This window comes from Erythrobacter sp. BLCC-B19, assembly GCF_028621955.1.
In the GTDB taxonomy this organism is placed as follows: Bacteria; Pseudomonadota; Alphaproteobacteria; order Sphingomonadales; family Sphingomonadaceae; genus Erythrobacter.
The window spans coordinates 3,394,268-3,417,820 of record NZ_CP117516.1; the positions used below are offsets into that span (position 1 = coordinate 3,394,268).

Consider the following 23,553-nt stretch of genomic DNA (forward strand, 5'->3'; position numbering starts at 1 on the left):
GCTCCGATAGCCCTCGCGCCCCGCTCTCGCCAAGCCCCGAAGGGCACGGCAACATTAACCCTATCTTTAGCGCGATCTGGGATGAATCGCGAAAGGTCGCAGCAAGGGCTACCCCGCCCCGCGAGCGTTAGAAAAGCACAAGGCAACGGTTTTGACAGATCACGAGCCCGACAATCCGCTCCAGGCCGCCGAACGCGATGTGATCGCGCTCGGGATCGCGGTGGCTGCCGTCATCATGCTGGTCGGCACGGGCGGATCCGTGCTGCCCAAGGCGGTCGAAGCGCTGTTCGGCAATGGCCGCGAGCCGGACGTGATCCTCGTCAACGCCCTGCTGCTCAACATCGCGCTGATCATCTTCGGCTGGCGCCGCTACCGCGAACTGACCCACGAGATTGCCGAGCGCCGTCAGGCCGAAGCCCGCGCCCAGCTGCTTGCGGCCACCGACCCGCTGACCCAGTGCCTCAATCGCCGCGCCATGCTCGATGCGACCGAGGAACTGCGCGCGCGGGCCGCGGTGCGCGGCGAGGCTGTCGCCTATTGCATGATCGATCTCGACAATTTCAAGCAAATCAATGATATGCACGGCCATTCGGCGGGCGATGCCGTGCTTGTCATGCTGTGCGAGCGGGTGCGGGGACTGCTGCCGCGTGATGCCCGGCTGGCACGGCTTGGGGGCGACGAGTTCGCTTTCGTCATGCCTTACCCTGCCGGCCATGACGACCGGGTCGATGATCTTGTCATTCGCCTGTTCGAAACCCTTGCCCAGCCGTTCCGCTTGCCAGAACTCACGGTCGAACTGACGCTGTCGATCGGGCTTGCCGCCGATCACGATGCCGATGGCACGATCGGGCTGGTGGTCGATGCCAGCACGCTGATGCACCGCGCGGACATGGCGCTCTATCACGCCAAGAAGCAGGGCCGGAACCGCTACTTCTGGTTCGAGCCGAGCATGGAGAGCGAGCTTCGGTTCCGCAATCAGCTGGAAACCGGCATCCGGCGCGGTCTGGCTCGCGGCGAATTCGTGCCCTATTACGAACAGCAGGTCGATCTTGAGACCGGCGCACTGGTCGGCTTCGAGATGCTCGCGCGCTGGCGCTCGCCGCAGCTTGGCCTCATCAGCCCCGACATCTTCGTGCCGATTGCCGAGGAAATCGGGCTCATCAACGAATTGTCCGAAAGGCTGATGGATCAGGCCTTTGCCGATGCCCGCGAGTGGGACGATTCGCTGACGCTGTCGATCAACATCTCGCCGGTGCAGCTGCGCGATCCGTGGTTTGCCCAGCGCCTGCTCAAGCGGCTGGTCGCCGCCGGTTTCCCGCCGCAGCGGCTTGAGATCGAGATCACCGAAAGCTGCCTGCACGAGAACATCGGGCTGGTGCGCTCGATGATCATGTCCCTGCGCAATCAGGGCGTGCAGATCAGCCTTGATGATTTCGGCACCGGCTATTCGAGCCTCGAACAGCTGCGCAACCTGCCGTTTGACCGCATCAAGATCGACCGCAGCTTCGTGAGCGAGCTGAAGGAGCCGGGCAACCGTTCGCGCATCGTCGAGGCGATCGTTTCGCTGGGGCGCGGGCTCGATCTGCCGCTGACGGCCGAAGGCGTGGAGGACGCGGAAATCCTCGAGGCGCTCAAGGCGATGGGCAAGCTCAAGGCCCAGGGCTATTTCTATGGTCAGCCGGAAGATGCCGATGCGGTGCGCGCGCGGTTGAAGGCGGCGGGCAAGCTGACCGGCGCGCTCGGTACGCAGCCCGGCCTGCCGCGCACCGGCACCGAAGACGCGCCCACGCTCTACCGCATTTCCCGCCCCTGATCGGGCCGCCGTCGCGGCGCTGGCGCGGGCGAGACTAGACGCGCCGCCTTCGCGTGCATAGATGCGCTGGCGTGACCCAGATCGTTCCCTTCATCAAGATGCACGGGCTCGGCAATGATTTCGTCGTGCTCGACGCGCGCGAGACGCCCCTGCCGGCGGTGACCGCGTCGGTGGTGCGCGCGCTGGGGGACAGGCGCACCGGGATCGGTTTTGACCAGCTGATCCTGCTCGAACCGAGCCAAACCCACGATTTTCGTGTCCGGTTCTTCAATTCCGACGGCAGCGAGGCTGGCGCCTGCGGCAATGGCAGCCGCGCGGTGGCCCTGCTGCACGGCGCGCCCGCAGTGGTGGAGACCGGCGGCGGGCCGATCGCGCTGGAAGCGCTCGACGGCGGCGCGCGGGTCGACATGGGCAAGCCCCGTTTCGATTGGGACGCGATCCCGCTTGCCTATGCGATGGACACCTTCGCCATGCCGGTGGGCTGGGAGAGCCTGGAAGGCCCGATGGCGGTCAATGTCGGCAATCCGCACGCGGTGTTCTTTGTCGATGATGCAGGCGCGGTGCCGCTTGAAGAGCTGGGCCCGATCATCGAGCATGAGGCGCTGTTTCCCGAGCGGGTGAACGTCAATGTCGCGAGCCTTGCGGGGGCGGATAACCTCCGCTTGCGGGTGTGGGAGCGCGGCGCGGGGCTGACGCGCGCCTGCGGCACCGGCGCCTGTGCGACCGCCGTCGCAGCGATCCGCCGCGGGCTGGTCACAAGCCCGGTGCGTGTGACGCTCCCCGGCGGCGATCTCGTCATCGCCTGGGAGCCGGGCGGAACGATCCTGATGAGCGGCCCGGCGGCGGAGAGCTTTCGCGGCACCTTCCGCTGGGAAGACTATTCTTGAACGCCCCGCACATCATCAGCCTGGGCTGCCGCATGAACATTGCGGAAAGCGAGCGGATGCGCGCCATGCTGGCAGGCGAGCGGGATCTGGTGGTGGTCAATTCCTGCGCGGTGACGGGCGAAGCGCTGCGCCAGACCCGGCAGGCAATCCGCCGCGCGCGCCGCGATCACCCGGCGGCGCGGCTGGTGGTAACGGGCTGTGCGGCCGAGATCGACCGTGCAGAGATCGGCGGCATGGCCGAGGTTGACGGGCTGGTGGCCAATGCGGCCAAGCTCGATCCGCGCAGCTGGAATGTGCCGGGGGAAGCGCCCCCAATCGCACCCGCTCGCACCCGCGCCTTCGTCGCGGTGCAGAACGGCTGCGACCACGCCTGCACCTTCTGCGTGATCCCGCAAGGCCGGGGAACGAGCCGGTCGCTCGCCGTGCCGGATGTGCTGCGCGAGATCGAAGCCCATCTTGCCGCAGGCGTGCAGGAGGTGGTGCTGACCGGGGTCGATCTCACCTCGTGGGGCCATGATCTGCCCGATGCCCCGCGCCTCGGCACGCTGGTGGCCGCGATTCTGGCCGCTTTCCCCGCCCTCCCCCGGCTGCGCCTGTCATCGGTCGACGGGATCGAGATCGATCCGCTGCTGTTCGATCTGCTGGCGCATGAGGCGCGAGTGATGCCGCACCTCCACCTCTCGCTCCAGCACGGGGCCGACCTCATCCTCAAGCGGATGAAGCGGCGGCATCTCAGGCGCGATGCGCTGGAACTGGTCGCGCGGCTCAAGGTCCTTCGCCCCGACATCGCCACCGGCGCTGACCTCATCGCCGGCTTTCCGACCGAGGACGATAGCCACCATCAGGCCAACCTTGCGATCATCGACGAGCTCGAGATCGTCCACGCCCACATCTTCCCCTTCTCGCCCCGCCCCGGCACCCCGGCTGCGCGGATGCCGCAGCTGGCGCGCGAAGTCGTGAAGTCCCGCGCCGCAGAGCTACGCGCCCGCGCCGCCACTATCCGCGCCCGCTGGCTCGAAAGCCTTGTGGGCGAAACGCTGCCCGTCCTCGCCGAGCGGGGCGGCACGGGCTATGCCCCCAACTACGCACCCGTCGCCCTGCCCCCCGGCACGGCGGCAGGCACCATCATCGACGTGACCCCAAGCGGCCTCAGGGAGGGCCAGCTCGCATGAGTGAAACCAGTTGGAGAGAGCGCCTGTTCGGCGGCTTTGCCAAGACCTCCGAGCGCCTCAGCGCCAACCTTCCGACCAACACGGGCGGCGGCACGGCCAAGCTTGACGACGCAACACTCGACGAGGTCGAAGACGCGCTGATCCTCTCCGACCTCGGCCCGTCCGCCGCCGCCCGCATCCGCGCGCGTCTGGCCGACAAGCGCTTCGGGCTGGAGATCACCACCCGCGAATTGAAGGAAGCGGTCGCGGAAGAAATCGCCGCGATCCTGCGCCCGGTCGCCAAGCCGCTCGAAATCACCGCTTTCCCCCGCCCGCAGGTGATCCTGGTGATCGGGGTCAATGGCTCGGGCAAGACCACCACCATCGCCAAGCTCGCGCACCTGTTCATGGAGGACGACTACGGCGTGCTGCTGGCCGCGGGCGACACCTTCCGCGCCGCCGCGATCGGCCAGCTGGCGACCTGGGCGGGCCGCATCGGGGTCGATATCGTGCGCGGGCCTGAAGGCGGCGATCCGGCGGCGATCGTGTTCGATGCGGTCAAACAGGCGACCGACACCGGGATCGACGCGCTGATCGTCGACACTGCGGGCCGCTTGCAGAACAAGTCCGAACTGATGGAGGAATTGGCCAAGATCCGCCGCGTCCTCGGCAGGCTCAACCCCGAAGCGCCGCATGATGTGGTGCTGGTTCTGGATGCCACCAACGGCCAGAACGCGCTCGCCCAGATCGACGTCTTCAAGGAAGTCGCAGGCGTCACCGGCCTCATTATGACCAAGCTTGACGGCACGGCGAGGGGCGGCGTGCTGGTCGCGGCGGCCGAGCAATATGGCCTCCCGATCCACGCCATCGGGGTCGGCGAGAAGATGGAAGACCTGCGCCCCTTCGACCCCGATCTTGTGGCGCGCGTGATTGCCGGGGTGGCGTGATGAGCGACAACGAAACCAAGCAGGCCGCCTCGAGCTGGCTCCACGTTGCGGTCGATTACGGCCCGCTGCTGGTGTTCCTCGGGGTCTACAAGTGGCAGTCGCCCGCCGATCCCAACCCGGTCGGCGAGCTCGGGGCAATCATCTACGGCACCGGAGCGTTCATGGTCGCCGCGGTCGCCGCGCTGCTGTTCTCGAAGTTCCGGCTGGGCAAGGTCTCGCCGATGCTGTGGTTCTCGACCGCGCTGATCGTTGGTTTCGGCAGCCTCACCATCTTCTTCGGCGACCCGACCTTCGTGCAATTGAAGCCCACGATCATCTATGCCGGTTTCGGGGTTGCGCTGCTGGGCGGGTTCCTTGCCGGAAAGGCGCTGCTGAAGATCCTGCTCGAAGCCGCCTTCGAGGGGCTGTCGGACGAAGGCTGGCTCAAGCTGTCGCGCAACTGGGGTGTGTTCTTCCTCGGCCTTGCGGTGCTGAACGAAGTCCTGCGCGCCCAGCTCAGCTTTGAAAGCTGGCTATGGGCCAAGATCTGGGTGTTCCTGCCGCTGACCTTCCTGTTTACCTTCAGCCAGATCCCGATGCTGCTGAAGCATGGCCTCAGCTTCGAGGACAAGGCCAAGGTGTTCGAGGACGAACCGCCGACGGGCGGGTGATCAGCCCTTGGGCTGGCTGAGAGCAATGCGGTTGCCCTCGCTGTCCTCGATCTCGGCGACGAAGCCCGCCGCGCCGATATCCTTCTTGGGATAGAGAACCTTGCTCCCCCGGGCCTCGGCACGGGCGATCACCGCGTCGATATCGGGCACGTCGAAATAGATCACCGGGCCATCATGGGACGGACGATAGACATCGCCCCTGGCCAGCGCGCCGCTCGCGCCCGGCTGGCCATCGGCGCGGGGGAAGAAGGCCATGTCGTAGCCATCGACGCTCTCGCGGGTCAGGTCATGGCCGAAAACCGCCTCGTAGAAGGCTATCGCCCGGTCCATGTCAGTAACGGGAATTTCGAAATGGAAAACCGGATTGGCCATTGGGGCCTTGCTCCCTTGCGGCGGGGCCTGCGCTTCGCTGTCGGCGGGTGTGCAGCCCAGCGTCAGCAGAGCAAGCGCCGCCACCGATGCAATCGCCCGGCGCACCGTCAGATCTCCACCTGGCTCCCCAGCTCGACCACGCGGTTGGTGGGCAGGCGGAAGAACTCCATCGCGCTTGCGGCGTTCCTCAGCATCCACGCGAACAGCTTTTCCCGCCAGATCGCCATCCCCGGCTTGGCCGAGGCCAGCAGCGTCTGGCGCGAGAGGAAGAAGCTCGTCTGCATCATGTCGAACGCGCCGTCGCACAGGTCGAGCGAGCCGAGCAGCTTGGGCACATCGGTTTCCTCAAGGAAGCCGCAATAGATCGTCACCCGGTAAAACCCGTTGCCGAGGTTCTTGCACTCGTAACGCTCGGCCTCGTCGACATAGGGCATCCCGCGCACCTGCAACGTCAGGATCAGCACGCGCTCGTGCAGCACCTTGTTGTGCTTGATGTTGTGGAGCAGCGCCGAGGGCACGCCCGAGTTGCTCGATGCCATGAACACCGACGTCCCCGGCACGCGGGTGGCGGAATTGTGCGCGCTCTTGGCGAAGATTTCGATCGGCAGTGCGCTCTCGGTCATGCTCGCGCGCATCAGCTCGCGGCCCTTCGACCAGGTGGTGAGCAGCGTGAAGATCGTGAAGCCGATCAGCAGCGGCACCCACCCGCCCTGCGGCACCTTGATGAGGTTCGCGCCGAAATAGGCGACATCGACGATCAGGAACATGATCACCAGCGGCAGCGCCTTCCACAGCGGCCAGCGCCACAGGCTGAACAGCACCGCAGCCAACAGCAGCGTGTCGATGAACATCGCCCCGGTCACCGCAATGCCATAGGCCGCCGCCAGCGCGCTCGATGACTGGAAGAACAGCACCAGCAGGATCACCATGACCATCAGGCCCCAGTTGATCGCCGGAATATAGATCTGCCCTGCCGCCGCCGCGCTGGTGTGGCGGATTTCCATGCGCGGAATGAAGCCCAGCTGGATCGCCTGCTGGGTCAGGCTGAAGGCGCCCGAGATCACCGCCTGACTGGCGATGATGGTGGCCAGCAGCGCGAGGATGATAACCGGCACGCGCACCATGTCGGGGATCATCAGGAAGAAGGGATCCTTGATCAGCGCCGCTGCCTCTGCCGGTGAGGACTGCGACAGGATCAGCGCGCCCTGCCCCATGTAGTTGAGCATGAGCGCCGGGAACACGAAGGTCAGCCACGACAGTCCGATCGGCTTGCGCCCGAAGTGCCCCATATCGGCATAAAGCGCCTCCGCGCCGGTCACCGCCAGCACCACGCTGCCCAGCGCGATGAAGGCGACAAAGCCGTCGGTCACGAAGAAGCGCAGGGCATTCACCGGATTGATCGTCTCGAGGATGATCGCCGGATTGGCCGTCAGGTGCATCACACCGAGCACCGCCAGCATCGAGAAATAGGTGAGCATGATCGGGCCAAACAGCTTGCCCACCCGGTCGGTCCCGCGCGACTGGATCGCGAACAGGCCGAACAGGATCGCCACGGCTGTCGGCACGATCCACGGTTTGAAGCCGGGGACGATATATTGCAGACCCTCGGTCGCGGAGAGCACCGAGATCGCCGGGGTGATCATCGAATCGCCGTAGAACAGCGCGGTCGCGAACACGCCCAGCAGGATCAGCGGCCCCGTCCATGTCTTGGTGGCCGAAGTGCGCTTGATCAGCGCCAGCAGCGCAAGGCTCCCGCCCTCGCCGCCATTATCGGCCCGCATGATGGTGAGGACGTACTTCACCGTCACCACCATCATCATCGACCAGAACACGAGGCTCAGCACCCCGTGGATATGCGCAGCATCGGGCGAGATCCCGGGCGCGCCGTGATGCGAGGCGAAAGTTTCGCGGAAGGCGTAGAGCGGGCTTGTGCCGATATCGCCAAAGACAACGCCCACCGCACCGACCGCCAGCGCGAGAGGGGAGCCGGTGTGGCCGTGCCCCGATGTGGCGGAGTGCGCGTCAGCGGTGTCGGCGGAAGATGCGGTGCTGGTCATGTCAATCGGATTTCCCGTATCCCCCCGGTACTGCCCACCCGGGCCTGAGAGACTCAGCCCGGAAAGCGCGCGCGCCTAGCACTCCCTATTCGCACACGCAACATCGCGCTAGTGCATGACACGCGCCGGACAAGAACCGCTATTGCTGCCCGCGCAGCATCGGTGCCCGCGCGATCATGTCGTCGAGCCGGGCGACCTCGGCTGCCAGCCCCTCGCGCCAGGGTGCATCTTCGGGCGAGCGGGCAACCAGACCCGCCCAGACCTTGCGCGCAGCCACGATCTCGCCGCTCTGGAGATAGGCATAGCCGAGGAAATATTCGGCCCCGGGATGATCGGGGTCGATCGCCTTGGCCCGCGAAAAGGCCTGCACGGCCGCCGGGGTGACGAAACCGTCGGCATGGCCCACCAGTGCAAGGCCGAGCGCCAGCCAGCTTTCAAGATCGCGCGGATTGTCCTTCAGACCCTTCTGGAGCAGGCCCGCCGCATCGCCGAAGCGGCCATTGCGAGCGAAGGCGTCGGAGGTGACAAGGTAATCAGGCGCCGGGGTCGTGCGGTCGAACAAGGCGGCGCGGCCCTCAACCATGGCCTCGCCCTGCGCGCCGCGCTCGACGCCCTCGGGCTTGGGCGCGGATGCCTGCCCCGGCGAGCCTTGCCAGGCGTAGCCCGCAAGCCCGAACACAAGCACCGCGCCGAACAGCGTCATGCCTTCACGCGGCAGGCGCAGCACCAGCACCGCAAAGGCAAAAGCCGCAAGCGCAAGCGCTCCGACCGCGAGCCATCCGCCGATCATGCCGCCTCTCCCGCATCATTGCGCTTGCGCCCAAGCCGCCGCAACAGCACGCCGCCCACGATCAGCAGCAGCAGCACCGGCACTGCGAAAAGCGGCCAGGTGGTGGCGCTGACCTCGGGCTCGTAGCTCACGTAATCGCCATAGCGCGCGATCAGCCAGGCGCGGATCTGGTCGGGGCTCTCACCTGCCAGAATACGGCTGCGCACCTGGTGGCGCATATCGCCCGCCATCGGCGCATCGCTATCGGCGATCGATTGCGACTGGCACTTCAGGCAGCGCAGCGTGTGCATCAGCGCGCTCGCCTCGGCTTCGAGCCGGGGGTCGTCGAGCTGGTTATAGGCATAGGGCGCGGGCGGCATTGAATCCTGCCCAAGAACCGGCACCGCCAGCGCGGCCAGCCCGACCAACAGCGCGAACACCCAGCGGATCATTGCGCCTTCTCCAGTTCGGCCAGCAGCATCGGCACGTGTTCGGGCCGGATGTCGCCGATATGCTGATAGCGGATCACGCCCTTGGCATCGATCACGAAGGTCTCCGGCACGCCCGACGAGCCAATTCCGAGCTGCACTTCCGAAATCGGATCACTGCCGATCCGGGCGTAGGGATTGCCATAACGGCCGAGGAAATTGGCGACATCTTCAGGCCGGTCGCGGATCGCGACACCGATGATCTCGACCCCCTTGGCCTGCAGGGCTTCGAGCTGCGGGGCTTCAGCGATGCAGGGGGTGCACCAGCTGGCCCAGATATTGAGCAGCTTGGGCTTGCCGGTGAAGTCCGCCTTGGCCGCGCCGGGCAGACCTTCGAACGCGGGCGCGAGCGCGAAATCGGGCAAGGGCTGGCCGATCATCGTGCTCTCGACAAACTGATCCTTTTCCTGGGTCAGCATATAGCCTGCCAGCCCGGCGAAGAAGGCAAACAGCGCAAGCGGCACCCACAGGAACAGACGGGATCGCATCATCGCCTACTCCGCCGGAACCGGCTGAGACGTGCCCAGCGCTTCGACATCGGCGCGGCGCTGGGCACCCAGCGCGCTCGCCTTGCGGCGCTTCACATCAACCCGCACCCGGCCCGCAATCGCCATGATCCCGCCGAGCGCGATCAGAAGGCCGCCATACCAGATGAAGGTCACGAACGGCTTCCACCAGATACGGATCTGCCAGCGCCCGTCCTCGGCCTGATTGCCAATCACGGCGTAAAGCTGCCCGTCCCAGCGGGTCAGCAGCGCGCTTTCCGAAGTCGACTGCGGCGGCGACCAGAAATTGCGCGCCTGGGGGTTCAGGATCACCGGTTCCCCGCCCTTGTGGCGGACGGCAATTTGCGCTTCGATCGCCGTCCAGTTCGGCCCTGCAACCGGGCTGACGCTGTCGAGCGTGACCGCGAAATCACCAACCTGCTCGGTCGCGCCCGGTGCGACAGCAGCGAGGCGCTCCTGCGAGAAGGCGCCCTCGCAGGCCATGCCGAACAGCGAGACCGCGACCCCGAAATGGGCCAGCACCATTCCCAACGTCGCCACCGGCACGCGCCCCAGATTGCGGCCCTTCAAGGGGAGGAAGGCCGCCACCGCCAGCGCCGCGGCAAGGCCAAGGCCCAGCAGCGGCAGGAAGGGATAGGAGCCGAAGAAACTCACCAGCGCGATCACAGCGATCAGCACCGCCGCGATCAGCGACATCTCGAACTGCAAACGCGCCGGCTTGTCCTGCCGCCAGCGCAGCAGCGGGCCGATCGCCATCACCAGCAGCATCGGCACCGCAAAGATCGCCGAAGCCGGGTTGAAATAGGGCGGGCCGACGCTGACGCGGACATCGAACGCCTCGGTCAGCAGCGGGTAAAGCGTGCCCAAAAGCACGATCGCGAGGATCGCCGAGAGCATCACATTGTTGAACACCAGCGCGCCTTCACGGCTGGCGACGGCAAAGCGCTTGCCCTCGGCCACAGCGCCTGCGCGCAGGGCGAAGATCGTGAACGCCCCGCCGATATAGAGCCCCAGCAGGCCAAGAATGAACGCGCCGCGTTCCGGATCGACCGCGAAGGCATGAACGCTCGTCAGCACGCCCGAACGCACCAGGAAGGTGCCCAGCATCGACATCGAGAACGCCAGGACGCCCAGCATGATCGTCCACGTCCGCAGCGCATCACGCGCGGCCAGCACGCTGACCGAATGCATCAGCGCGGTCGCGGCCAGCCACGGCATCAGCGAGGCATTCTCGACCGGGTCCCAGAACCACCAGCCGCCCCAGCCGAGCTCGTAATAGGCCCAATAGCTGCCCGCCGTGATCCCGAAGGTCAGCAGCACCCACGCCCCCAGCACCCAAGGGCGCATCACGCGGGCGAAGGCCGGATTGACCTCGCGCGTCAGCAGCGCGCCCATTGCCAGGCTGAAGGCCACCGACAGGCCGACATAGCCCGCATAAAGCGTCGGCGGATGGATCGCGAGGCCGATGTCCTGAAGCAAGGGGTTGAGGCCTGTCCCCTCGGCCGCAGGCACCGGCAGCCGCTCGAACGGGTTGGAGGACAACAGCAGAAAGGCATAGAAGCCCAGCGCCACAAAGCCCTGCACGGCCAGCGTCGCGCTCATGGTACGTTCCGGCAAGCGGCGCTCAAAAGCCGCCAATAACCCGCCAGAAAGCGCCAAAACCCCGACCCAGAGCAGCATTGAGCCCTCGTGGTTCCCCCAGGTGCCGGTGAGCTTGTAAATGAACGGCTTCATCGAGTGCGAATTGCTCGCCACCAGCTTGATCGACAGGTCGGTGACCGCAAAGGCGTAAAGCAGCAAGATGAAGGCAAGCACCGCCAGCACCGCCTGCACCACCGCCGCAGGCCGCGCGTAGATCGCCAGCGCATTGACCTCGCCCTCGGGGCTGCGCAGCGCGAAAGCGCCCGAGACCATCTGCAACACCGCGAGGGCCGCGGCGAGCCACAGGGCGGCCAGTCCGATTTCCGCAATCATTGCCCTGCCCTTGTCCCTGTCCTGGTCCCGTTACAGGCCAACCGTGGTGTCGGCGGCCATCTTTGCAGCGTCATCGGTGCCCATGCCTTCCAGCTCCTTGGGCACGTAATTCTCGTCATGCTTGGCAAGCAGGTTGGTCGCCATGAACACCCCGTCCGGGCCAAGGCTGCCTTCCGCGACCACGCCCGATCCTTCGACGAACAGATCGGGCAGGATGCCGCTGTATCGCACGGGGATCGCATCGGCGGTCTTGCCGGTAACGAGGAAATCGACCGTCACGCCGTCGGGCGCGGTCTTGATCGATCCCGCCTTGACCATCCCGCCCAGCCGCACCGCCTGCCCCACGTCCGGGGGCGTTTGCGCCATCTGTTCGGGCAGGTAGAAATAATTCGCCTGATTGCGCAGGGACCACGCCGCCAGCAGCCCCGCGCCGACAATCGCCAGAAGCGCGATGATCACGAGGATCAGACGTTGATGCTTGGCCTTCATCGACTACTCTCTTCCTCAGCGCCGCCGGCTTGCGTCACGCTTCGCCTCGGCGCGCACCATCGCGCGCCATGCCCAGACGATCAAGAGCGCCAGAGCCAGCCCGCCCACACCATAGGCGAGCCACACGAAATCCCATTGATCCAGTTGCTCGCGCATCAGGCCTGCCCCATCGCTGGGACGGGCGCATCATCATCGAGCGCGCGGCGGCGCAGGCGCGCCTCGACCTGCTGCTCGGCAATCAGCGCGCGCATCCGCATCAGCACGATCGCGCCGAACAGCAGCGAGAAGCCGAGCACCGCGATCAGCAGCGGCACAAGGAAGGTCGGCTCGATAGCACTCTTGCCTGCGGTGATGCTGGGCGGCTGGTGAAGCGAATTCCACCACACCACCGAACGGTTGATGATCGGCACATTGACCGCACCCACCATGCCGAAAATCGCCGCGATCTTGCTGGAAGAGCCTTCCTTTTCCGCCGCTTCGGTGAGGGCGATGTAGCCGGCATAGAGGAACAGCAGGACGAGCATCGAGGTCAGCCGCCCGTCCCACTCCCACCAGGTGCCCCAGGTCGGGCGGCCCCAGATCGAGCCGGTGGCAAGGCAGATCGCGCAGAACACCATCCCCGGCACCGCAATCGCTCGGGCCGAAAGCGCTGCGAGCGGGTGCTTCCAGATCAGCAGCATGGCAGAGGAAATCGCGATCCCGGCCCAGCCCCCCATGCCGAGCCAAGCGGCGGGCACATGGATGAACAGGATCCGCACCGTCTCGCCCATCAGCCGGTCGGGCGGCACCATGAACAGGCCCCATCCGACCGCGCCCAGCGACAGCACCAGACCGCTCCAGAACAGGAGCGGCATCAGCCACTTTGCCAGAGCAAGGAATCGGGTCGGATTGGCGTAGATGTGCATCGGTTTTCGCTGTCGCTGCGGGCTTGTAGCCTTACACCCGTTCCCGACAAGAGCGCAAATGGTGGCAGGACGGAATAGTTCCCGCCTCCGGCACCCGCGCCCGATCACCAACCCGCGATCAGCCGCGTCCGATCAGCTTCTGAGCCATCCGGTCGGCGACAACATCGGCGGTGAGGCCGCTGCTCTCGCTTTCGGCCCAGATCGATTCGAGCCGTCCGGGGATCTGCGCGATCAGAGCGTCGACCTCGGCAATGCCGCCGCTGCGCCCCTCGCGCCGGGCGAGGTATTCGGTTGCGACCGAGATGATGCCGCCTGCGTTGATGACATAGTCGGGCGCATAGAGAATGCCGCGCGCTGCCAGCTTCGTGCCGTGTTCCGGGCGCGCGAGCTGGTTGTTCGCTCCGCCTGCCACCACCGCGCAGTCGAGCGCGGCAATGCCCGCATCGTCGAGGATCGCACCCAGCGCATTGGGGCTGAAGACGTCGCAGGGGGTCGCCATGATCGCATCGGAGGCGACCGCCACGCCGCCCAACTCGTCCGCCAGAGCTGCCGCGCGGGCCGTGTTGATGTCGGCCAGCGTCAGCTTCGCGCCGTCCTTCGCCAGCAACCGCGCCACCCCGCCGCCGACCGAGCCGGTGCCTTGCAGCGCGACGTGCACGCCCGCCACGCTGTCCTTGCCCAGCTTGTGGCGCACCGCCGCCTTGATGCCGAGATAGATACCGTAAGCCGTGAACGGCCCCGGATCGCCGCCCGCGCTGCCTTCGCCCTCGACCGGCAGGCCCGAGACGTGCGCGGTGCGCTGGGAGACGGCCACCATGTCGGCCTCGGAGATGCCGACGTCTTCGGCGGTGACGTAACGCCCGCCCAGCGCTTCGACCGCATCACCGAAAGCGGCGAGCATTTCCGGGGTCTTGATGCGCTGTTCATCGGCAAGGATCACCGCCTTGCCGCCGCCCATCGGCAGGCCTGCCATCGCGTTCTTGTAGCTCATCCCGCGCGACAGCCGCAGCGCATCACGCATCGCGGCAGCAGGTTCGTTGTAATGCCAGAAGCGGGTGCCACCCGCCGAGGGGCCGAGATGCGTGGAGTGAACCGCAATGATCGCCGTCAGCCCGCTCGCCCGGTCGTGAACCAGCTGCACAAGCTCGTGCGCGTCGAAATCGGGCTCGGCCCAGAATGCGGTCATGTCGTCTCCCCTGTCGGGCAGGACAGCCAGCATGACCTGAGGGAGAGATGGGGCGACCAACGGGGTTCGAACCCGTGACCTCCGGTACCACAAACCGGCGCTCTAACCAACTGAGCTATGATCGCCACACGCCCCTGCCCGCAAGCCACCGTTCCGGTTGCCGCCGCCCTTGCGCGAAGCGCTGCGGTTGACGCAAGCCGGACACACCGTCAAGTGCGCTCAGCAGGGAGGCGCGCCTCTTGCACAAAGCCTTGCTCAAGGGAAGCGAAAACTGCTTTGTGACCGTGCGGACGCAAGATTGTTTCGCGGCGCCAAAGTGATTGCCTCGACCTGTCGGGCTTCTATCCTTGGCCAGCCATGATCATCACCCGCGACTCAACCGCCGCACACCTCGCCGCGCAGCCCGGCGTGCAGCGCGTGCCCACTCCCAAGGCCGAGCTGTTCCAGCTGAAGCGATTCGTGCCCGTGACCCTTGCCGCCGAACTGATCGCGCTGATCGACGCCGACCGCCGTCCTTCGACCATCGCCGACGACAATGGCGATGCCTATTTCCGCACCAGCGAGACCTGCGACCTCGCCGCCGATCTGCCCGCCGTTGCGCGGATGGAGGCGCTGCTGACGGCGCTGTGCGGGATCGATCCGGCCTTTGGCGAACCCCTTCAGGGCCAACGCTACGCCGAGGGGCAGGAGTTCAAGCCGCACACCGACTACTTCGTGCCGGGCGGGCGCGACTTCCACACCTATTGCGCCAATTCGGGCAACCGCACCTGGACCTTCATGGTCTATCTCAATGATGTCGCCGCAGGCGGGGCGACGCGGTTCAAGCTGCTGGACAAGACCTTCCAGCCCGAAGCGGGCAAGCTGCTGTGCTGGAACAACCGGCTGGCCGACGGGGCGGTCAACCCGGCCACTCTCCACCACGGCATGAAGGTGCGGAAGGGCGTCAAATACGTCATCACCAAGTGGTATCGCGAGCGGCCCTGGCAGGGCTGAACGCGGGCCAGATACGAAAAAGGCGAGCCCGTCGGCCCGCCTCCCTCGTTGCGGGCCGAAACCCGCGCAGCTTGTGATAGCTTACTTGTTCTTGAGGCTGAGCCCGCCGAAACGCTTGTTGAACGCGGCCACGCGGCCACCTTCGGAAACCTGCTGCTTGCCGCCGGTCCAGGCAGGGTGGCTCAGCGGATCGATATCGAGCGCGAGCACATCGCCTTCCTTGCCCCAGGTCGAGCGGGTCTGGAATTCGGTGCCATCGGTCATCTTGACCGTGATCATGTGGTAATCGGGGTGACCTTCGGTCTTCATGACGGTATCCTTTGCAGCATGGCGCCGGTTCCGACCGGCACAGCTATGAATGGGAAGCGCGCGCCTTAGTGGCGAAAGCGAACCAATGCAACCACGGAAGTTCAGGCGATGATCGGTCGCGTAGCGACCGCAAGGCTGACCAGCCGCCCGCAGCGGGCGCGGCTAGCCGCGCGTCTAGCGAGGACGCGGGGCCGGATGGCCCCGCGCACATCAAAGAGCGTCGGTCATCATCGCGGTGAATTCAACTTCGCAGGTGGTCTTGCCCTCGACGCTTGCCACGCCCTTGAACTTGTAGACGCGGCTGCGCTTCTGGGTGAATTCGACGTGCAGATCGAGCAGGCAGCCGGGCGTCACGGGGGCGCGGAACTTGGCGTTCTCGATCCCCATGAAGATCACCAGCTTGCCCGTGCCCGCCAGTTCCATCGTCTCGATCCCGAGGATGCCCGCGGCCTGCGCCAGCGCCTCGATCTGAAGCACGCCGGGCATGATCGGCGCGCCGGGGAAGTGGCCCTGGAAGAACTGCTCGTTCATGCTCACGGCCTTGACCGCGTGGATGCGTTCCCCGAGGGTGATCGCCTTCACCCGGTCGACCAGCAGCAACGGGTAGCGATGCGGCAAGGCCTTGAGGATCTTGACGATATCGTAATCCAGCGGTGCCTCGGCGGCCGCGCTACCCGTGTCGCTCATGTCAGGCGTCCTTCAACCGATCAGCGACCGACCGGCGCGTTGGGATCGGCTGCCGGAGCTGCCGCGCCCTGCGCCTGCTGTGCCTGCTGCTGGGCGGCGGCATATTGCGCGGCCAGCTGGAGGCGCTGCTGGACTTCCTGATAGACCTGCGCGCCTTCACGGCTCGGCCCCCAGCCCGACGGCGGCACCACGCCGACAGCGGGCACGCGGGCGTTGAGCGCGGTGACCACCTTCATGGTGATGTCGGCTTCGGGGGGCGAATAGAGGATGACCGACGGATCGAGCACGATCTTGATCTGCTCGGCCGTCAACACGTCCTGCAGCGCCGAGCCATATTGCACGATGATCTGCTCGATCGCGAAAATGCGCGCGCCATCGATCTGGTTGGTGATGGCGATGATTTCCTGCTCAAGCGTCTGGAGCTTGGCATAATCGGGCGACTTCTTCATCGCCACCTGCTCGGTCTCGTCGACCTGCTTGTCGCCGTTCTTGTCGAACTTGGTCAGCATCGTCTGACGCTCCTGCGCCTTGGTGCGGCGCAGTTCGTTCTGCGAGGCGTAAGTGGTCTCGATCTGCTGATAGGCAGTCTGGAATGCGGTGGTGCTGATGATGGTGCGGGTCGCGTCGACCGAGGCCATCTTGCCATCGACCTGCGCGTGCGCGGGCAGCGCAGTCGTGGCGGCGAGCGCGACGCTGGCGGCCGCGAGAAGCTTGGTGAAACGGGTCATCAGAATTGGGTTCCTACGTTGAAGGTGAAGCGCCGCTCGTCATCGCCTTCCACCTTGCGGATGGTCTGAGCGAAGTCGATGCGGAAAGGTCCGAAGGGCGAGTTCCAGTTGACCCCGATCCCGGCGGTCACGCGCGGGCTGGGCGAATTGCCGAGGAACACCTCGCGAATGTTCGTCCCCGACTGGATCAGGCGGATGTTGGGCGAGCCGTCAGCCTGCGTCGGGCTGGTGGTCGTGGTCGAGGTGTTGGGGATCTGGTACAGCGCCTCGCCCGCATCATTGCGCAGCGGGGTGCCGGCCGGATTGACGGTCAGCACCGGGGTTTCGACACCCCACAGAGCGCCGACATCGGCCCAGATCGAAGGCCTCAGGCCCAGCTCGCGCGCACCCGAACCCAGCGGAATTTCAAGCTCCGCGCGGCCCAGGTAATAGTTGCGGCCGCCGATCGCGTCATCGCGCACCTGGTTGCGATCCGTGAAGAACTGGATGTTGCCATTGGCATCCACCACCGGGCGGCCGAACTGATCGAGCTGCGAGGTCTGGGTCAGGATGCGCGGGCCGACACCGCGGATCGCAAAGCCGCGGATCTGCGGCTCGCCCAGGAAGAAGCGGTCGGTGAGCAGCACGTCATCGACGCCCGCGCCGGCGCGTTCCTGCAGCGGGATGATCGTGCCCCCTTCGGCGAGGATCGAGAAGATGAAGCCCGAATTGCCGACGTTCCAGAACTGCTGCGCGCGGCCGCGGAAGCGGGTGTAGCGCACATCCCCGCCCAGCCCGGCAAATTCGGCGCTGAGCGAGATCGTCTTGCCGCGCGAAGGACGGATGCGCGAGTTGAGCGAGTTGTAGTTGAGGCTGAGGCCCACGATCGAGGAGAGCCGCGTTCCGATTGCATCGCACAGGAAGCGGCCTGCGCGCAGCGGATCGCACTCGCGGTCGCCATCGCCATCGGTGTCGGAGAAGAACAGGGTCTCATCGAGCGACACGTCTTCGTAGTTGAGCGTGTAGCTGCCGATCAGCGACATATACTCGGTCAGCGGCACGCCCGCGCGCATCGAGAAGCCGGTGGTGGCCTGTTCGAAGGTCGTGTTGCGGTTGTTGCCGGTGAAGTTGAAGCTGTTGAAATCGCGCCGGTAGATGTCGATCCCGCCGGAGATGTTGCGATCGAAGATATAGGGATCGGAGAAACTGATCTGCGCCGAGCGCGAGAACTGCGAATAGTTGACGCTGAGGCCGATGGTCTGGCCGCGACCGCGGAAGTTCCGCTGACGGATCGAGCCTGCCAGAATGAACTGCTCGATCGAGGAGAAGCCGGCCGAGAACTGCAATTCACCGGTCGGGCGCTCTTCGATATTGGCTTCGAGGACGATCCGGTCGGGCGCGCTGCCTTCGGTCTGGGTGACTTCGAAGTTTTCCTGGAAATAGCCCAGCGAATTGATGCGCGCCGTGGTGCGCTGGACGCCGAGGCTGTTGAAGGCATCGCCTTCGGCCAGACGGAACTCGCGGCGGATGACCTTGTCCTGCGTCAGCGTGTTGCCGTTGATGTCGACCCGTTCCACGTAGACGCGCGGCGCCTCGCGCAGGACGAAGGTCACGTTCATCTTGCGCTCTTCCGGGTTGCGGTTGAAGCGCGGCTGGACGTCGGCGAAGGCATAGCCATAACGGCCCGCCAGCTCGGTCAATTGCTCGACCGTGTCCTCGACTGTCTTGGCGTTGTAGAAATCGCCGTTCTTCATCGGCAGCTGGGCGCTCATCACCTCGCTGTCGAAGTCGCGCAGCTGGCTGTCGACCTTGACGTCGCCAAAGGTGTAGCGCTCACCCTCTTCGACCACATAGGTGATGATGAAGTCGCGCTGATCCGGGGTCAGCTCCGCCACGGCCGAGACGACGCGGAAGTCGGCATAGCCTTCAGTCAGGTAGAACTGGCGCAGCTTCTGCTGGTCGAAGGCGAGACGATCGGGATCGTAGCTGGTGTTCGAGCTGAAGAAGCTGGTGAGACGCGCCTGCTTGGTCACGAACTCGCCGCGAAGCTTGCCGTCGGAGAACTTCTCGTTGCCGAGAATGTTGATCTGGCGAACCTTGGACTTGGGCCCCTCGCTGATCTCGAACACGATATCGACGCGGTTCTGCGGCAGCTGCACCATCTTGGGCTCGACCTGCGCGGCGAATCGGCCCTGGCGCTTGTACAGCTCGATGATGCGCGACACATCGGCGCGCACCTTCGAACGGGTGAAGATCTGGCGCGGCGAGAGCTTGATTTCGGGCAGGATCTTGTCGTTCTTCAGCCGCTCGTTGCCTTCCAGCACGATGCGGTTGATCACCGGGTTCTCGGTCACGGTGATGACGACATTGCCGCCGTCATTGCGGATCGAGAAATTGGCGAAGAGCTCGGTCGCGCCGAGATCCTTGAGCGCCTCGTCAGCGCCGGCCGAGGTGTATTCCTGCCCGACCCGCAAGCGGATGTAGCTGAGGATCGTGGTCGGCTCGAGACGCTCGGCCCCGACCACGGTGATCGTGCGGATGGTGTTGCTGCGCGGCGCGGCGACGGGCGCCGCGGGCTGCGCGGCCGGAGCGGCGGCCTCCTGCGCATGGGCCAGCGCGGGCATCCCGGCGAGGATCGATCCGCAGCACAGCAGCCCGGTCAGCCGAGCCGAGGCCGGACGCCGCGCGGAGGCAGGGTTGCAATTGACCGGCACCGCGCCCGTCTCGCTCAATCGGTTCATGCAGCTAAAATCCCGTTCTCAACCCTGTGGCCGACGCCTGTTTGCGACCCGCGACGTAAACCTTGCCTGCAACTGTGCGCACCCGCCTCGCGCTGCTCTGTCGTCCCCGGAAGCCGCCTCTGCCCCATGTCGCCTGCATGGGTCAAGCCGCGAGCGTATGGCAGTCCTGCCGTATCCCCCGTGCCGATCAGCTCCCGAAGATCGGCAAGGTCACGATGTCATTCACGGTCACCATCACCATCAGCATCAGCACCAGCGCAATCCCGGTGCGATAGGCCCACTCGGTCGCCTGCGGCCCCACCGGCTTCCGGCGGATTGCCTCGGCCGCGTAGAACATCAGATGCCCGCCATCCAGCGCGGGGATTGGCAAGAAGTTGATGAATGCCAAATTAAGCGAGATCAGCGCGGCAAAATTGATGAAGGCGAGCGGCCCGAGGCTCATCTGCTCGCCCGAATACTTGGCGATCTTGAGCGGCCCGCCCAACTCCTTGATCGATCGTTCGCCGGTGAAAATCTGCTGGATGCCGGTGACCATCATCCCGGTGAAGTCCCAGCTCTGCTTCACGCCAAGCGGGATGGCTTCAAGAATGCCAACCTCTTCAAGCTCATACTTGCCGCCCGCAGGGGCAACGCCGATCAGCCCCTCGGTGCTGACATTGCCGAAACTGTCCTTGCGCTCGACCCGTGCTGTGGTGAGCGCAACCTCGACCTCGCGGCCCGCGCGATCAAGGCTAAAGACCATGCGCTTGCCCGGATGGAGCGCCACCTTGGTCTTCAGATCGGTGAAATCGCGGATCGGGCGACCATCAATCGCAATGACGACATCGCCCACCTCCATGCCCGCCGCCTCGGCGACGCTGCCTGGCGAGAACGCCCCGATGGTCCGCGAATCTTCCTCTTCGGCGATCACCGGCTTGCCGAACAGCGCGAAGAAGGCCGCGAAGATGGCGATGGCGAGCAGCAGGTTGGTGACCGGCCCTGCGGCCACGATCAGCGCGCGCTTCCACAGGGCTGCATTCTGGAAGCTGCCCTCCTCTGCCGGCATATGCGGATCGGGGATGCTGGCCGGGTTCATGTCGCCCCGGAACTGGACATAGCCACCCAGCGGAAGCGCCGAGAGCTTCCAGCGCGTGCCGTGACGGTCGGTAAAGCCCGCCAGTTCCTTGCCGAAACCGACCGAAAAGGCTTCCGCCTTCACCCCGAACCACCGCCCGACAAGGTAGTGACCCAGCTCATGCAACGTCACCAGCGGCCCCAGCACAAGCAGGAAGCCGATCACATACATCCAGAACGGGGGTGCTTCAAACAAGGGCGCGGGTCTCCAGCAGGCGTTGCGCCTGCATCCTGGCGGATTGATCCACGGCCAGCACCTCTTCAAGGCTGGCCGGGCGCGGGGCATCATTGCTGCGCATCAGGGTTTCTTCGACCAATGCGGCAATCCGGGTGAACCTGATCTGACCGGCAAGAAACGCCGCGACCGCCACTTCGTTGGCTGCATTGAGGATCGCGGGCGCGGAGCCCCCGGCCTTGATCGCCTCGCGGGCAAGGCGCGTGGCGGGGAAGCGCTCCTCGTCAGGCCGAAAGAAAGTCAGCTCGCCGATCGCCGCCAGATCGAGCGCCTCAAGCGGCGTCGCCATTCGCTGCGGCCATGCAAGGCACGAGGCAATCGGAACGCGCATATCGGACGGGCCAAGCTGCGCGAGCGTCGAACGGTCGCGGAACTCGACCATCGAATGGATCACGCTCTGCGGGTGCACCACGATCCCGAGCTTCTCCAGCCCGACCGGGAAGAGATGGAAGGCCTCGATATATTCGAGCCCCTTGTTCATCATCGTCGCGCTATCGACGCTGATCTTGGCGCCCATCGACCAGTTGGGGTGCGCGACCGCCTGTGCAGGGGTTGCCGCCTCCAGCTGCTCCATCGACCAGGTGCGCAAGGGGCCGCCGCTGGCTGTGAGGGTGATCTTCGCCACATCCTCGATGCGATTGCCGGCAAGGCACTGGAAGATCGCGTTGTGTTCGGAATCGGTGGGCAGCAGGGTCGCGCCGTGCCTGGCGACCGCTTCCATCAGCACTTCGCCTGCGGAAACCAGCGCTTCCTTGTTGGCGAGCGCAATCGTGCCGCCGCGCTCCACCGCCGCCATGACCGGCGCAAGCCCCGCGCAGCCAACGATGGCGGCGACCGTCATGTCCACGGGCCGTGCCGCCGCCTCGACCAGCGCCGCGCGTCCGCCTGCCGCCGCAATCCCGCTCGCCCCCAGCGCCGCACGCAATTCAGGCAGGCAGGTCTCGTCCCCCACCACCGCCAGCTTGGCCCCGAATTCGATCGCCAGCGCGGCGAGTTCGGCGGCGCTGCATTGCGCGGTGACGGCCTCCACCTGCCAGACGTCACGGTTGCGCCGCACCAGATCGAGCGTCGATGCGCCAATCGAGCCGGTGGCACCAAGCAGGGTGAGCGTGCGCGTCATCCCGGCATCATCCCAGCAAAGCAGGCAGCATGGCAATCAGAAACAGCACGAAGAACACCCCGAGGAAACCGTCGAGCCGGTCAAACAAGCCGCCGTGACCCGGAATGAGAGCCCCTGAATCCTTCACGCCTGCGCGCCGCTTCATCCAGCTTTCGAAGAAATCCCCCGCCTGCGCCAGCACTGCGATGATCAGCCCGGCCAGCATCGCAAACCCGAGATTGACCAGCGTAAAGCTCGGCACCACCGAGGCTGGGCCCAGATCGCTGACTTCGACCGCAACCCCGACCAGCCCCGCCGCGAGCGCGCCGCCCACCAGACCCGACCAAGTTTTGGCCGGACTGATCTTCGGAGCGATCTTCGGCCCGCCGACCATACGGCCGACGAAGTAGGCACCGACATCGACCGCAATGATCGGCAGAATGAACACCAGCAGCACCTCGAGCGGGCCATAGCCCCGGATCGGCGAGTTCGGGAAAAAGTCGGTGAGGCCGTTGCGCACGATCACCATCGCCAGCGCTGCCCCGCCGATATAGACGACCCCGGAAAAGAACCACGCGGTCTCGCCCAGCCCGGTCATGCCGAAGCGTTCGATCAGCCGGTTCCATTCCCAGACAATGCCAGCCCCGATCAGCGCCACAAAGCCCGTCCAGAACCAGCCGCCCAGCCACAGCGCAGCCCCCGCCAGCACCAGCATGACAATCGCCGAGGCAAGCCGCACCGGCAGGTCGGAAACGCCCGCCTTGGGGTCACGCACCCGCACCTCACCGTCCGCCATAGCGCCGCTCCCTCCGCGCAAAATCATGTAGCGCCTGCGTCAGATGTGCAGGCTCGAAATCCGGCCACAGCGTATCGACGAACAGCATCTCGGCATAGGCCGCCTGCCACAGCAGGAAATTCGACAGGCGGATTTCCCCGCTGGTGCGGATTAGCAGATCAAGCGGCGGCAAGTCAGCCGTGTCGAGCTGTGCTGCGATGGTGTCGATCGTCACCTCGCCCTGCGCCGCAGCCTTGGCAGCCGCGCGCGCAATCTCGTGCTGGCCGCCGTAGTTGAGCGCGACTGCGAGCGTCTGCTTGCCATTGGCGGTCTGCGCGAGCGCATCTTCGAGCATCGCGACGATATCGGGCGCGAGGCTCTGCCAATCGCCGATGATCTTCAATTTCACATTATTGGCAACGAATTCAGGCAGGTCGGATTTGATGAACCGGCGCATCAGGTTCATCAGATCGTCGACCTCGTCCTCCGAACGCTTCCAGTTTTCGGAAGAGAAGGCATAGAGCGTCAGGCATTCAAGCCCCGTCGGCTCAAGCGCGCGCACCAGCCGCCGCACCGCCTCGACCCCGCGCTGATGCCCGACCGCGCGCGGCAGCGCACGTTTCTTGGCCCAGCGGCCATTGCCATCCATGATGATGGCCACGTGTCTGGCGCGCGCCTGGTCCAATCCGTTCCCCACAAT

General features: G+C 65.7%; 24 protein-coding genes and 1 tRNA gene. 6 read left to right on the forward strand and 19 right to left on the reverse strand.

The window, feature by feature from the left end:
* The first annotated feature begins 151 nt into the window (after nt 1–151).
* The 5 genes from PS060_RS15960 to PS060_RS15980 all read left to right on the forward strand — a co-directional run bounded on the left by PS060_RS15960 (nt 152) and on the right by PS060_RS15980 (nt 5,448).
* Nucleotides 152–1,813, forward strand: coding sequence for a putative bifunctional diguanylate cyclase/phosphodiesterase (locus PS060_RS15960; RefSeq protein ID WP_273984498.1), 1,662 nt, complete (start codon nt 152–154; stop codon nt 1,811–1,813).
* Nucleotides 1,814–1,911: 98 nt separating this feature from the next.
* A complete protein-coding gene (gene dapF / locus PS060_RS15965) occupies nt 1,912–2,700 on the forward strand; it encodes a diaminopimelate epimerase (protein WP_273986951.1) in 789 nt (262 codons plus the stop codon).
* Nucleotides 2,697–3,872, forward strand: a complete 1,176-nt coding sequence (locus tag PS060_RS15970; protein WP_273984499.1) for a MiaB/RimO family radical SAM methylthiotransferase — start codon at nt 2,697–2,699, stop codon at nt 3,870–3,872. The genes dapF and PS060_RS15970 overlap by 4 nt, the downstream gene beginning before the upstream one ends.
* The gene (gene ftsY / locus PS060_RS15975) at nt 3,869–4,798 is read left to right on the forward strand and encodes a signal recognition particle-docking protein FtsY (protein ID WP_273984500.1); all 930 of its coding nucleotides are present in this window, start codon (nt 3,869–3,871) and stop codon (nt 4,796–4,798) included. The genes PS060_RS15970 and ftsY overlap by 4 nt, the downstream gene beginning before the upstream one ends.
* On the forward strand, nt 4,798–5,448 hold the full coding sequence (locus PS060_RS15980) for an inner membrane-spanning protein YciB (RefSeq protein ID WP_273984501.1): 651 nt from the start codon (nt 4,798–4,800) through the stop codon (nt 5,446–5,448). The genes ftsY and PS060_RS15980 overlap by 1 nt, the downstream gene beginning before the upstream one ends.
* On the opposite strand, the gene PS060_RS15985 is transcribed toward PS060_RS15980, so the two are convergent.
* From PS060_RS15985 to PS060_RS16035, 11 genes are all read right to left on the reverse strand, one after another.
* Nucleotides 5,449–5,820, reverse strand: coding sequence for a VOC family protein (locus PS060_RS15985; protein WP_273984502.1), 372 nt, complete (start codon nt 5,818–5,820; stop codon nt 5,449–5,451). It abuts the gene before it with no gap.
* A gap of 107 nt (nt 5,821–5,927) precedes the next feature.
* Nucleotides 5,928–7,877 carry a potassium transporter Kup gene (locus PS060_RS15990; protein WP_273984503.1) on the reverse strand — a complete coding sequence of 650 codons (1,950 nt, stop codon included), beginning with the start codon at nt 7,875–7,877 and terminating at the stop codon, nt 5,928–5,930.
* Nucleotides 7,878–8,016: 139 nt separating this feature from the next.
* Nucleotides 8,017–8,667, reverse strand: coding sequence for a tetratricopeptide repeat protein (locus tag PS060_RS15995; protein ID WP_273984504.1), 651 nt, complete (start codon nt 8,665–8,667; stop codon nt 8,017–8,019).
* A complete protein-coding gene (locus tag PS060_RS16000; protein WP_273984505.1) occupies nt 8,664–9,098 on the reverse strand; it encodes a cytochrome c-type biogenesis protein in 435 nt (144 codons plus the stop codon). The genes PS060_RS15995 and PS060_RS16000 overlap by 4 nt, the downstream gene beginning before the upstream one ends.
* Nucleotides 9,095–9,625 carry a DsbE family thiol:disulfide interchange protein gene (locus PS060_RS16005; RefSeq protein WP_443112389.1) on the reverse strand — a complete coding sequence of 177 codons (531 nt, stop codon included), beginning with the start codon at nt 9,623–9,625 and terminating at the stop codon, nt 9,095–9,097. Before PS060_RS16005 ends, PS060_RS16000 begins: the two co-directional genes overlap by 4 nt.
* A 3-nt stretch (nt 9,626–9,628) precedes the next feature.
* Nucleotides 9,629–11,614, reverse strand: coding sequence for a heme lyase CcmF/NrfE family subunit (locus tag PS060_RS16010; protein WP_273984506.1), 1,986 nt, complete (start codon nt 11,612–11,614; stop codon nt 9,629–9,631).
* 30 nt (nt 11,615–11,644) lie between these two features.
* Nucleotides 11,645–12,103: a cytochrome c maturation protein CcmE gene (gene ccmE / locus PS060_RS16015; protein WP_273984507.1), complete on the reverse strand. Its 459-nt coding sequence runs from the start codon at nt 12,101–12,103 to the stop codon at nt 11,645–11,647.
* A 15-nt stretch (nt 12,104–12,118) separates the two neighbouring features.
* Nucleotides 12,119–12,259: a hypothetical protein gene (locus tag PS060_RS16020; protein WP_273984508.1), complete on the reverse strand. Its 141-nt coding sequence runs from the start codon at nt 12,257–12,259 to the stop codon at nt 12,119–12,121.
* Nucleotides 12,259–13,008, reverse strand: a complete 750-nt coding sequence (gene ccmC, locus PS060_RS16025) for a heme ABC transporter permease CcmC (protein WP_273984509.1) — start codon at nt 13,006–13,008, stop codon at nt 12,259–12,261. The genes PS060_RS16020 and ccmC overlap by 1 nt, the downstream gene beginning before the upstream one ends.
* 118 nt (nt 13,009–13,126) lie before the next feature.
* Nucleotides 13,127–14,194, reverse strand: a complete 1,068-nt coding sequence (locus PS060_RS16030) for a Glu/Leu/Phe/Val family dehydrogenase (protein ID WP_273984510.1) — start codon at nt 14,192–14,194, stop codon at nt 13,127–13,129.
* Between the two features lie 48 nt (nt 14,195–14,242).
* A tRNA-His gene (locus PS060_RS16035) sits at nt 14,243–14,319 on the reverse strand.
* A 232-nt stretch (nt 14,320–14,551) separates the two neighbouring features.
* Between PS060_RS16035 and PS060_RS16040 the strand changes: the two genes are divergently transcribed.
* Nucleotides 14,552–15,187, forward strand: coding sequence for a prolyl hydroxylase family protein (locus PS060_RS16040; RefSeq protein ID WP_273984511.1), 636 nt, complete (start codon nt 14,552–14,554; stop codon nt 15,185–15,187).
* A gap of 81 nt (nt 15,188–15,268) precedes the next feature.
* On the opposite strand, the gene rpmE is transcribed toward PS060_RS16040, so the two are convergent.
* The 8 genes from rpmE to uppS form a co-directional block, all read right to left on the reverse strand.
* Entirely contained in the window at nt 15,269–15,496 is a 228-nt protein-coding gene (rpmE, locus tag PS060_RS16045; RefSeq protein WP_273984512.1) for a 50S ribosomal protein L31, read from the reverse strand.
* A gap of 210 nt (nt 15,497–15,706) precedes the next feature.
* Nucleotides 15,707–16,183 (reverse strand): 3-hydroxyacyl-ACP dehydratase FabZ, encoded by a 477-nt coding sequence (fabZ, locus tag PS060_RS16050; protein WP_273984513.1) that lies wholly within the window; start codon nt 16,181–16,183, stop codon nt 15,707–15,709.
* Nucleotides 16,184–16,203: 20 nt separating this feature from the next.
* Nucleotides 16,204–16,911, reverse strand: coding sequence for an OmpH family outer membrane protein (locus PS060_RS16055; RefSeq protein WP_273984514.1), 708 nt, complete (start codon nt 16,909–16,911; stop codon nt 16,204–16,206).
* The gene (bamA, locus tag PS060_RS16060) at nt 16,911–19,631 is read right to left on the reverse strand and encodes an outer membrane protein assembly factor BamA (RefSeq protein ID WP_273984515.1); all 2,721 of its coding nucleotides are present in this window, start codon (nt 19,629–19,631) and stop codon (nt 16,911–16,913) included. The genes PS060_RS16055 and bamA overlap by 1 nt, the downstream gene beginning before the upstream one ends.
* 187 nt (nt 19,632–19,818) lie before the next feature.
* Nucleotides 19,819–20,916 carry an RIP metalloprotease RseP gene (rseP, locus tag PS060_RS16065; RefSeq protein WP_273986955.1) on the reverse strand — a complete coding sequence of 366 codons (1,098 nt, stop codon included), beginning with the start codon at nt 20,914–20,916 and terminating at the stop codon, nt 19,819–19,821.
* A gap of 16 nt (nt 20,917–20,932) precedes the next feature.
* Nucleotides 20,933–22,099, reverse strand: coding sequence for a 1-deoxy-D-xylulose-5-phosphate reductoisomerase (gene dxr, locus PS060_RS16070; RefSeq protein WP_273984516.1), 1,167 nt, complete (start codon nt 22,097–22,099; stop codon nt 20,933–20,935).
* Nucleotides 22,100–22,106: 7 nt separating this feature from the next.
* Nucleotides 22,107–22,874 (reverse strand): phosphatidate cytidylyltransferase, encoded by a 768-nt coding sequence (locus PS060_RS16075; RefSeq protein ID WP_273984517.1) that lies wholly within the window; start codon nt 22,872–22,874, stop codon nt 22,107–22,109.
* A complete protein-coding gene (gene uppS, locus PS060_RS16080) occupies nt 22,861–23,502 on the reverse strand; it encodes a polyprenyl diphosphate synthase (protein ID WP_273986956.1) in 642 nt (213 codons plus the stop codon). Before uppS ends, PS060_RS16075 begins: the two co-directional genes overlap by 14 nt.
* Nucleotides 23,503–23,553: the final 51 nt, after the last annotated feature.

Coding starts and splice junctions, on each gene's coding strand:
- PS060_RS16075 (WP_273984517.1), bottom strand. CDS start 22,874: ATGGCGGACGGTGAGGTGCGGGTGCGTGACCCCAAGGCGGGCGTTTCC.
- dapF (WP_273986951.1), top strand. CDS start 1,912: ATGCACGGGCTCGGCAATGATTTCGTCGTGCTCGACGCGCGCGAGACG.
- PS060_RS15985 (WP_273984502.1), bottom strand. CDS start 5,820: ATGGCCAATCCGGTTTTCCATTTCGAAATTCCCGTTACTGACATGGAC.
- PS060_RS15980 (WP_273984501.1), top strand. CDS start 4,798: ATGAGCGACAACGAAACCAAGCAGGCCGCCTCGAGCTGGCTCCACGTT.
- rseP (WP_273986955.1), bottom strand. CDS start 20,916: ATGTATGTGATCGGCTTCCTGCTTGTGCTGGGGCCGCTGGTGACGTTG.
- PS060_RS15995 (WP_273984504.1), bottom strand. CDS start 8,667: ATGATCGGCGGATGGCTCGCGGTCGGAGCGCTTGCGCTTGCGGCTTTT.
- PS060_RS16040 (WP_273984511.1), top strand. CDS start 14,552: ATGATCATCACCCGCGACTCAACCGCCGCACACCTCGCCGCGCAGCCC.
- PS060_RS16055 (WP_273984514.1), bottom strand. CDS start 16,911: ATGACCCGTTTCACCAAGCTTCTCGCGGCCGCCAGCGTCGCGCTCGCC.
- ccmE (WP_273984507.1), bottom strand. CDS start 12,103: ATGAAGGCCAAGCATCAACGTCTGATCCTCGTGATCATCGCGCTTCTG.
- fabZ (WP_273984513.1), bottom strand. CDS start 16,183: ATGAGCGACACGGGTAGCGCGGCCGCCGAGGCACCGCTGGATTACGAT.
- dxr (WP_273984516.1), bottom strand. CDS start 22,099: ATGACGCGCACGCTCACCCTGCTTGGTGCCACCGGCTCGATTGGCGCA.
- PS060_RS15990 (WP_273984503.1), bottom strand. CDS start 7,877: ATGACCAGCACCGCATCTTCCGCCGACACCGCTGACGCGCACTCCGCC.
- PS060_RS16005 (WP_443112389.1), bottom strand. CDS start 9,625: ATGATGCGATCCCGTCTGTTCCTGTGGGTGCCGCTTGCGCTGTTTGCC.
- ftsY (WP_273984500.1), top strand. CDS start 3,869: ATGAGTGAAACCAGTTGGAGAGAGCGCCTGTTCGGCGGCTTTGCCAAG.
- ccmC (WP_273984509.1), bottom strand. CDS start 13,008: ATGCACATCTACGCCAATCCGACCCGATTCCTTGCTCTGGCAAAGTGG.
- PS060_RS16000 (WP_273984505.1), bottom strand. CDS start 9,098: ATGATCCGCTGGGTGTTCGCGCTGTTGGTCGGGCTGGCCGCGCTGGCG.
- PS060_RS16010 (WP_273984506.1), bottom strand. CDS start 11,614: ATGATTGCGGAAATCGGACTGGCCGCCCTGTGGCTCGCCGCGGCCCTC.
- rpmE (WP_273984512.1), bottom strand. CDS start 15,496: ATGAAGACCGAAGGTCACCCCGATTACCACATGATCACGGTCAAGATG.
- bamA (WP_273984515.1), bottom strand. CDS start 19,631: ATGAACCGATTGAGCGAGACGGGCGCGGTGCCGGTCAATTGCAACCCT.
- uppS (WP_273986956.1), bottom strand. CDS start 23,502: ATGGATGGCAATGGCCGCTGGGCCAAGAAACGTGCGCTGCCGCGCGCG.
- PS060_RS16020 (WP_273984508.1), bottom strand. CDS start 12,259: ATGCGCGAGCAACTGGATCAATGGGATTTCGTGTGGCTCGCCTATGGT.
- PS060_RS16030 (WP_273984510.1), bottom strand. CDS start 14,194: ATGACCGCATTCTGGGCCGAGCCCGATTTCGACGCGCACGAGCTTGTG.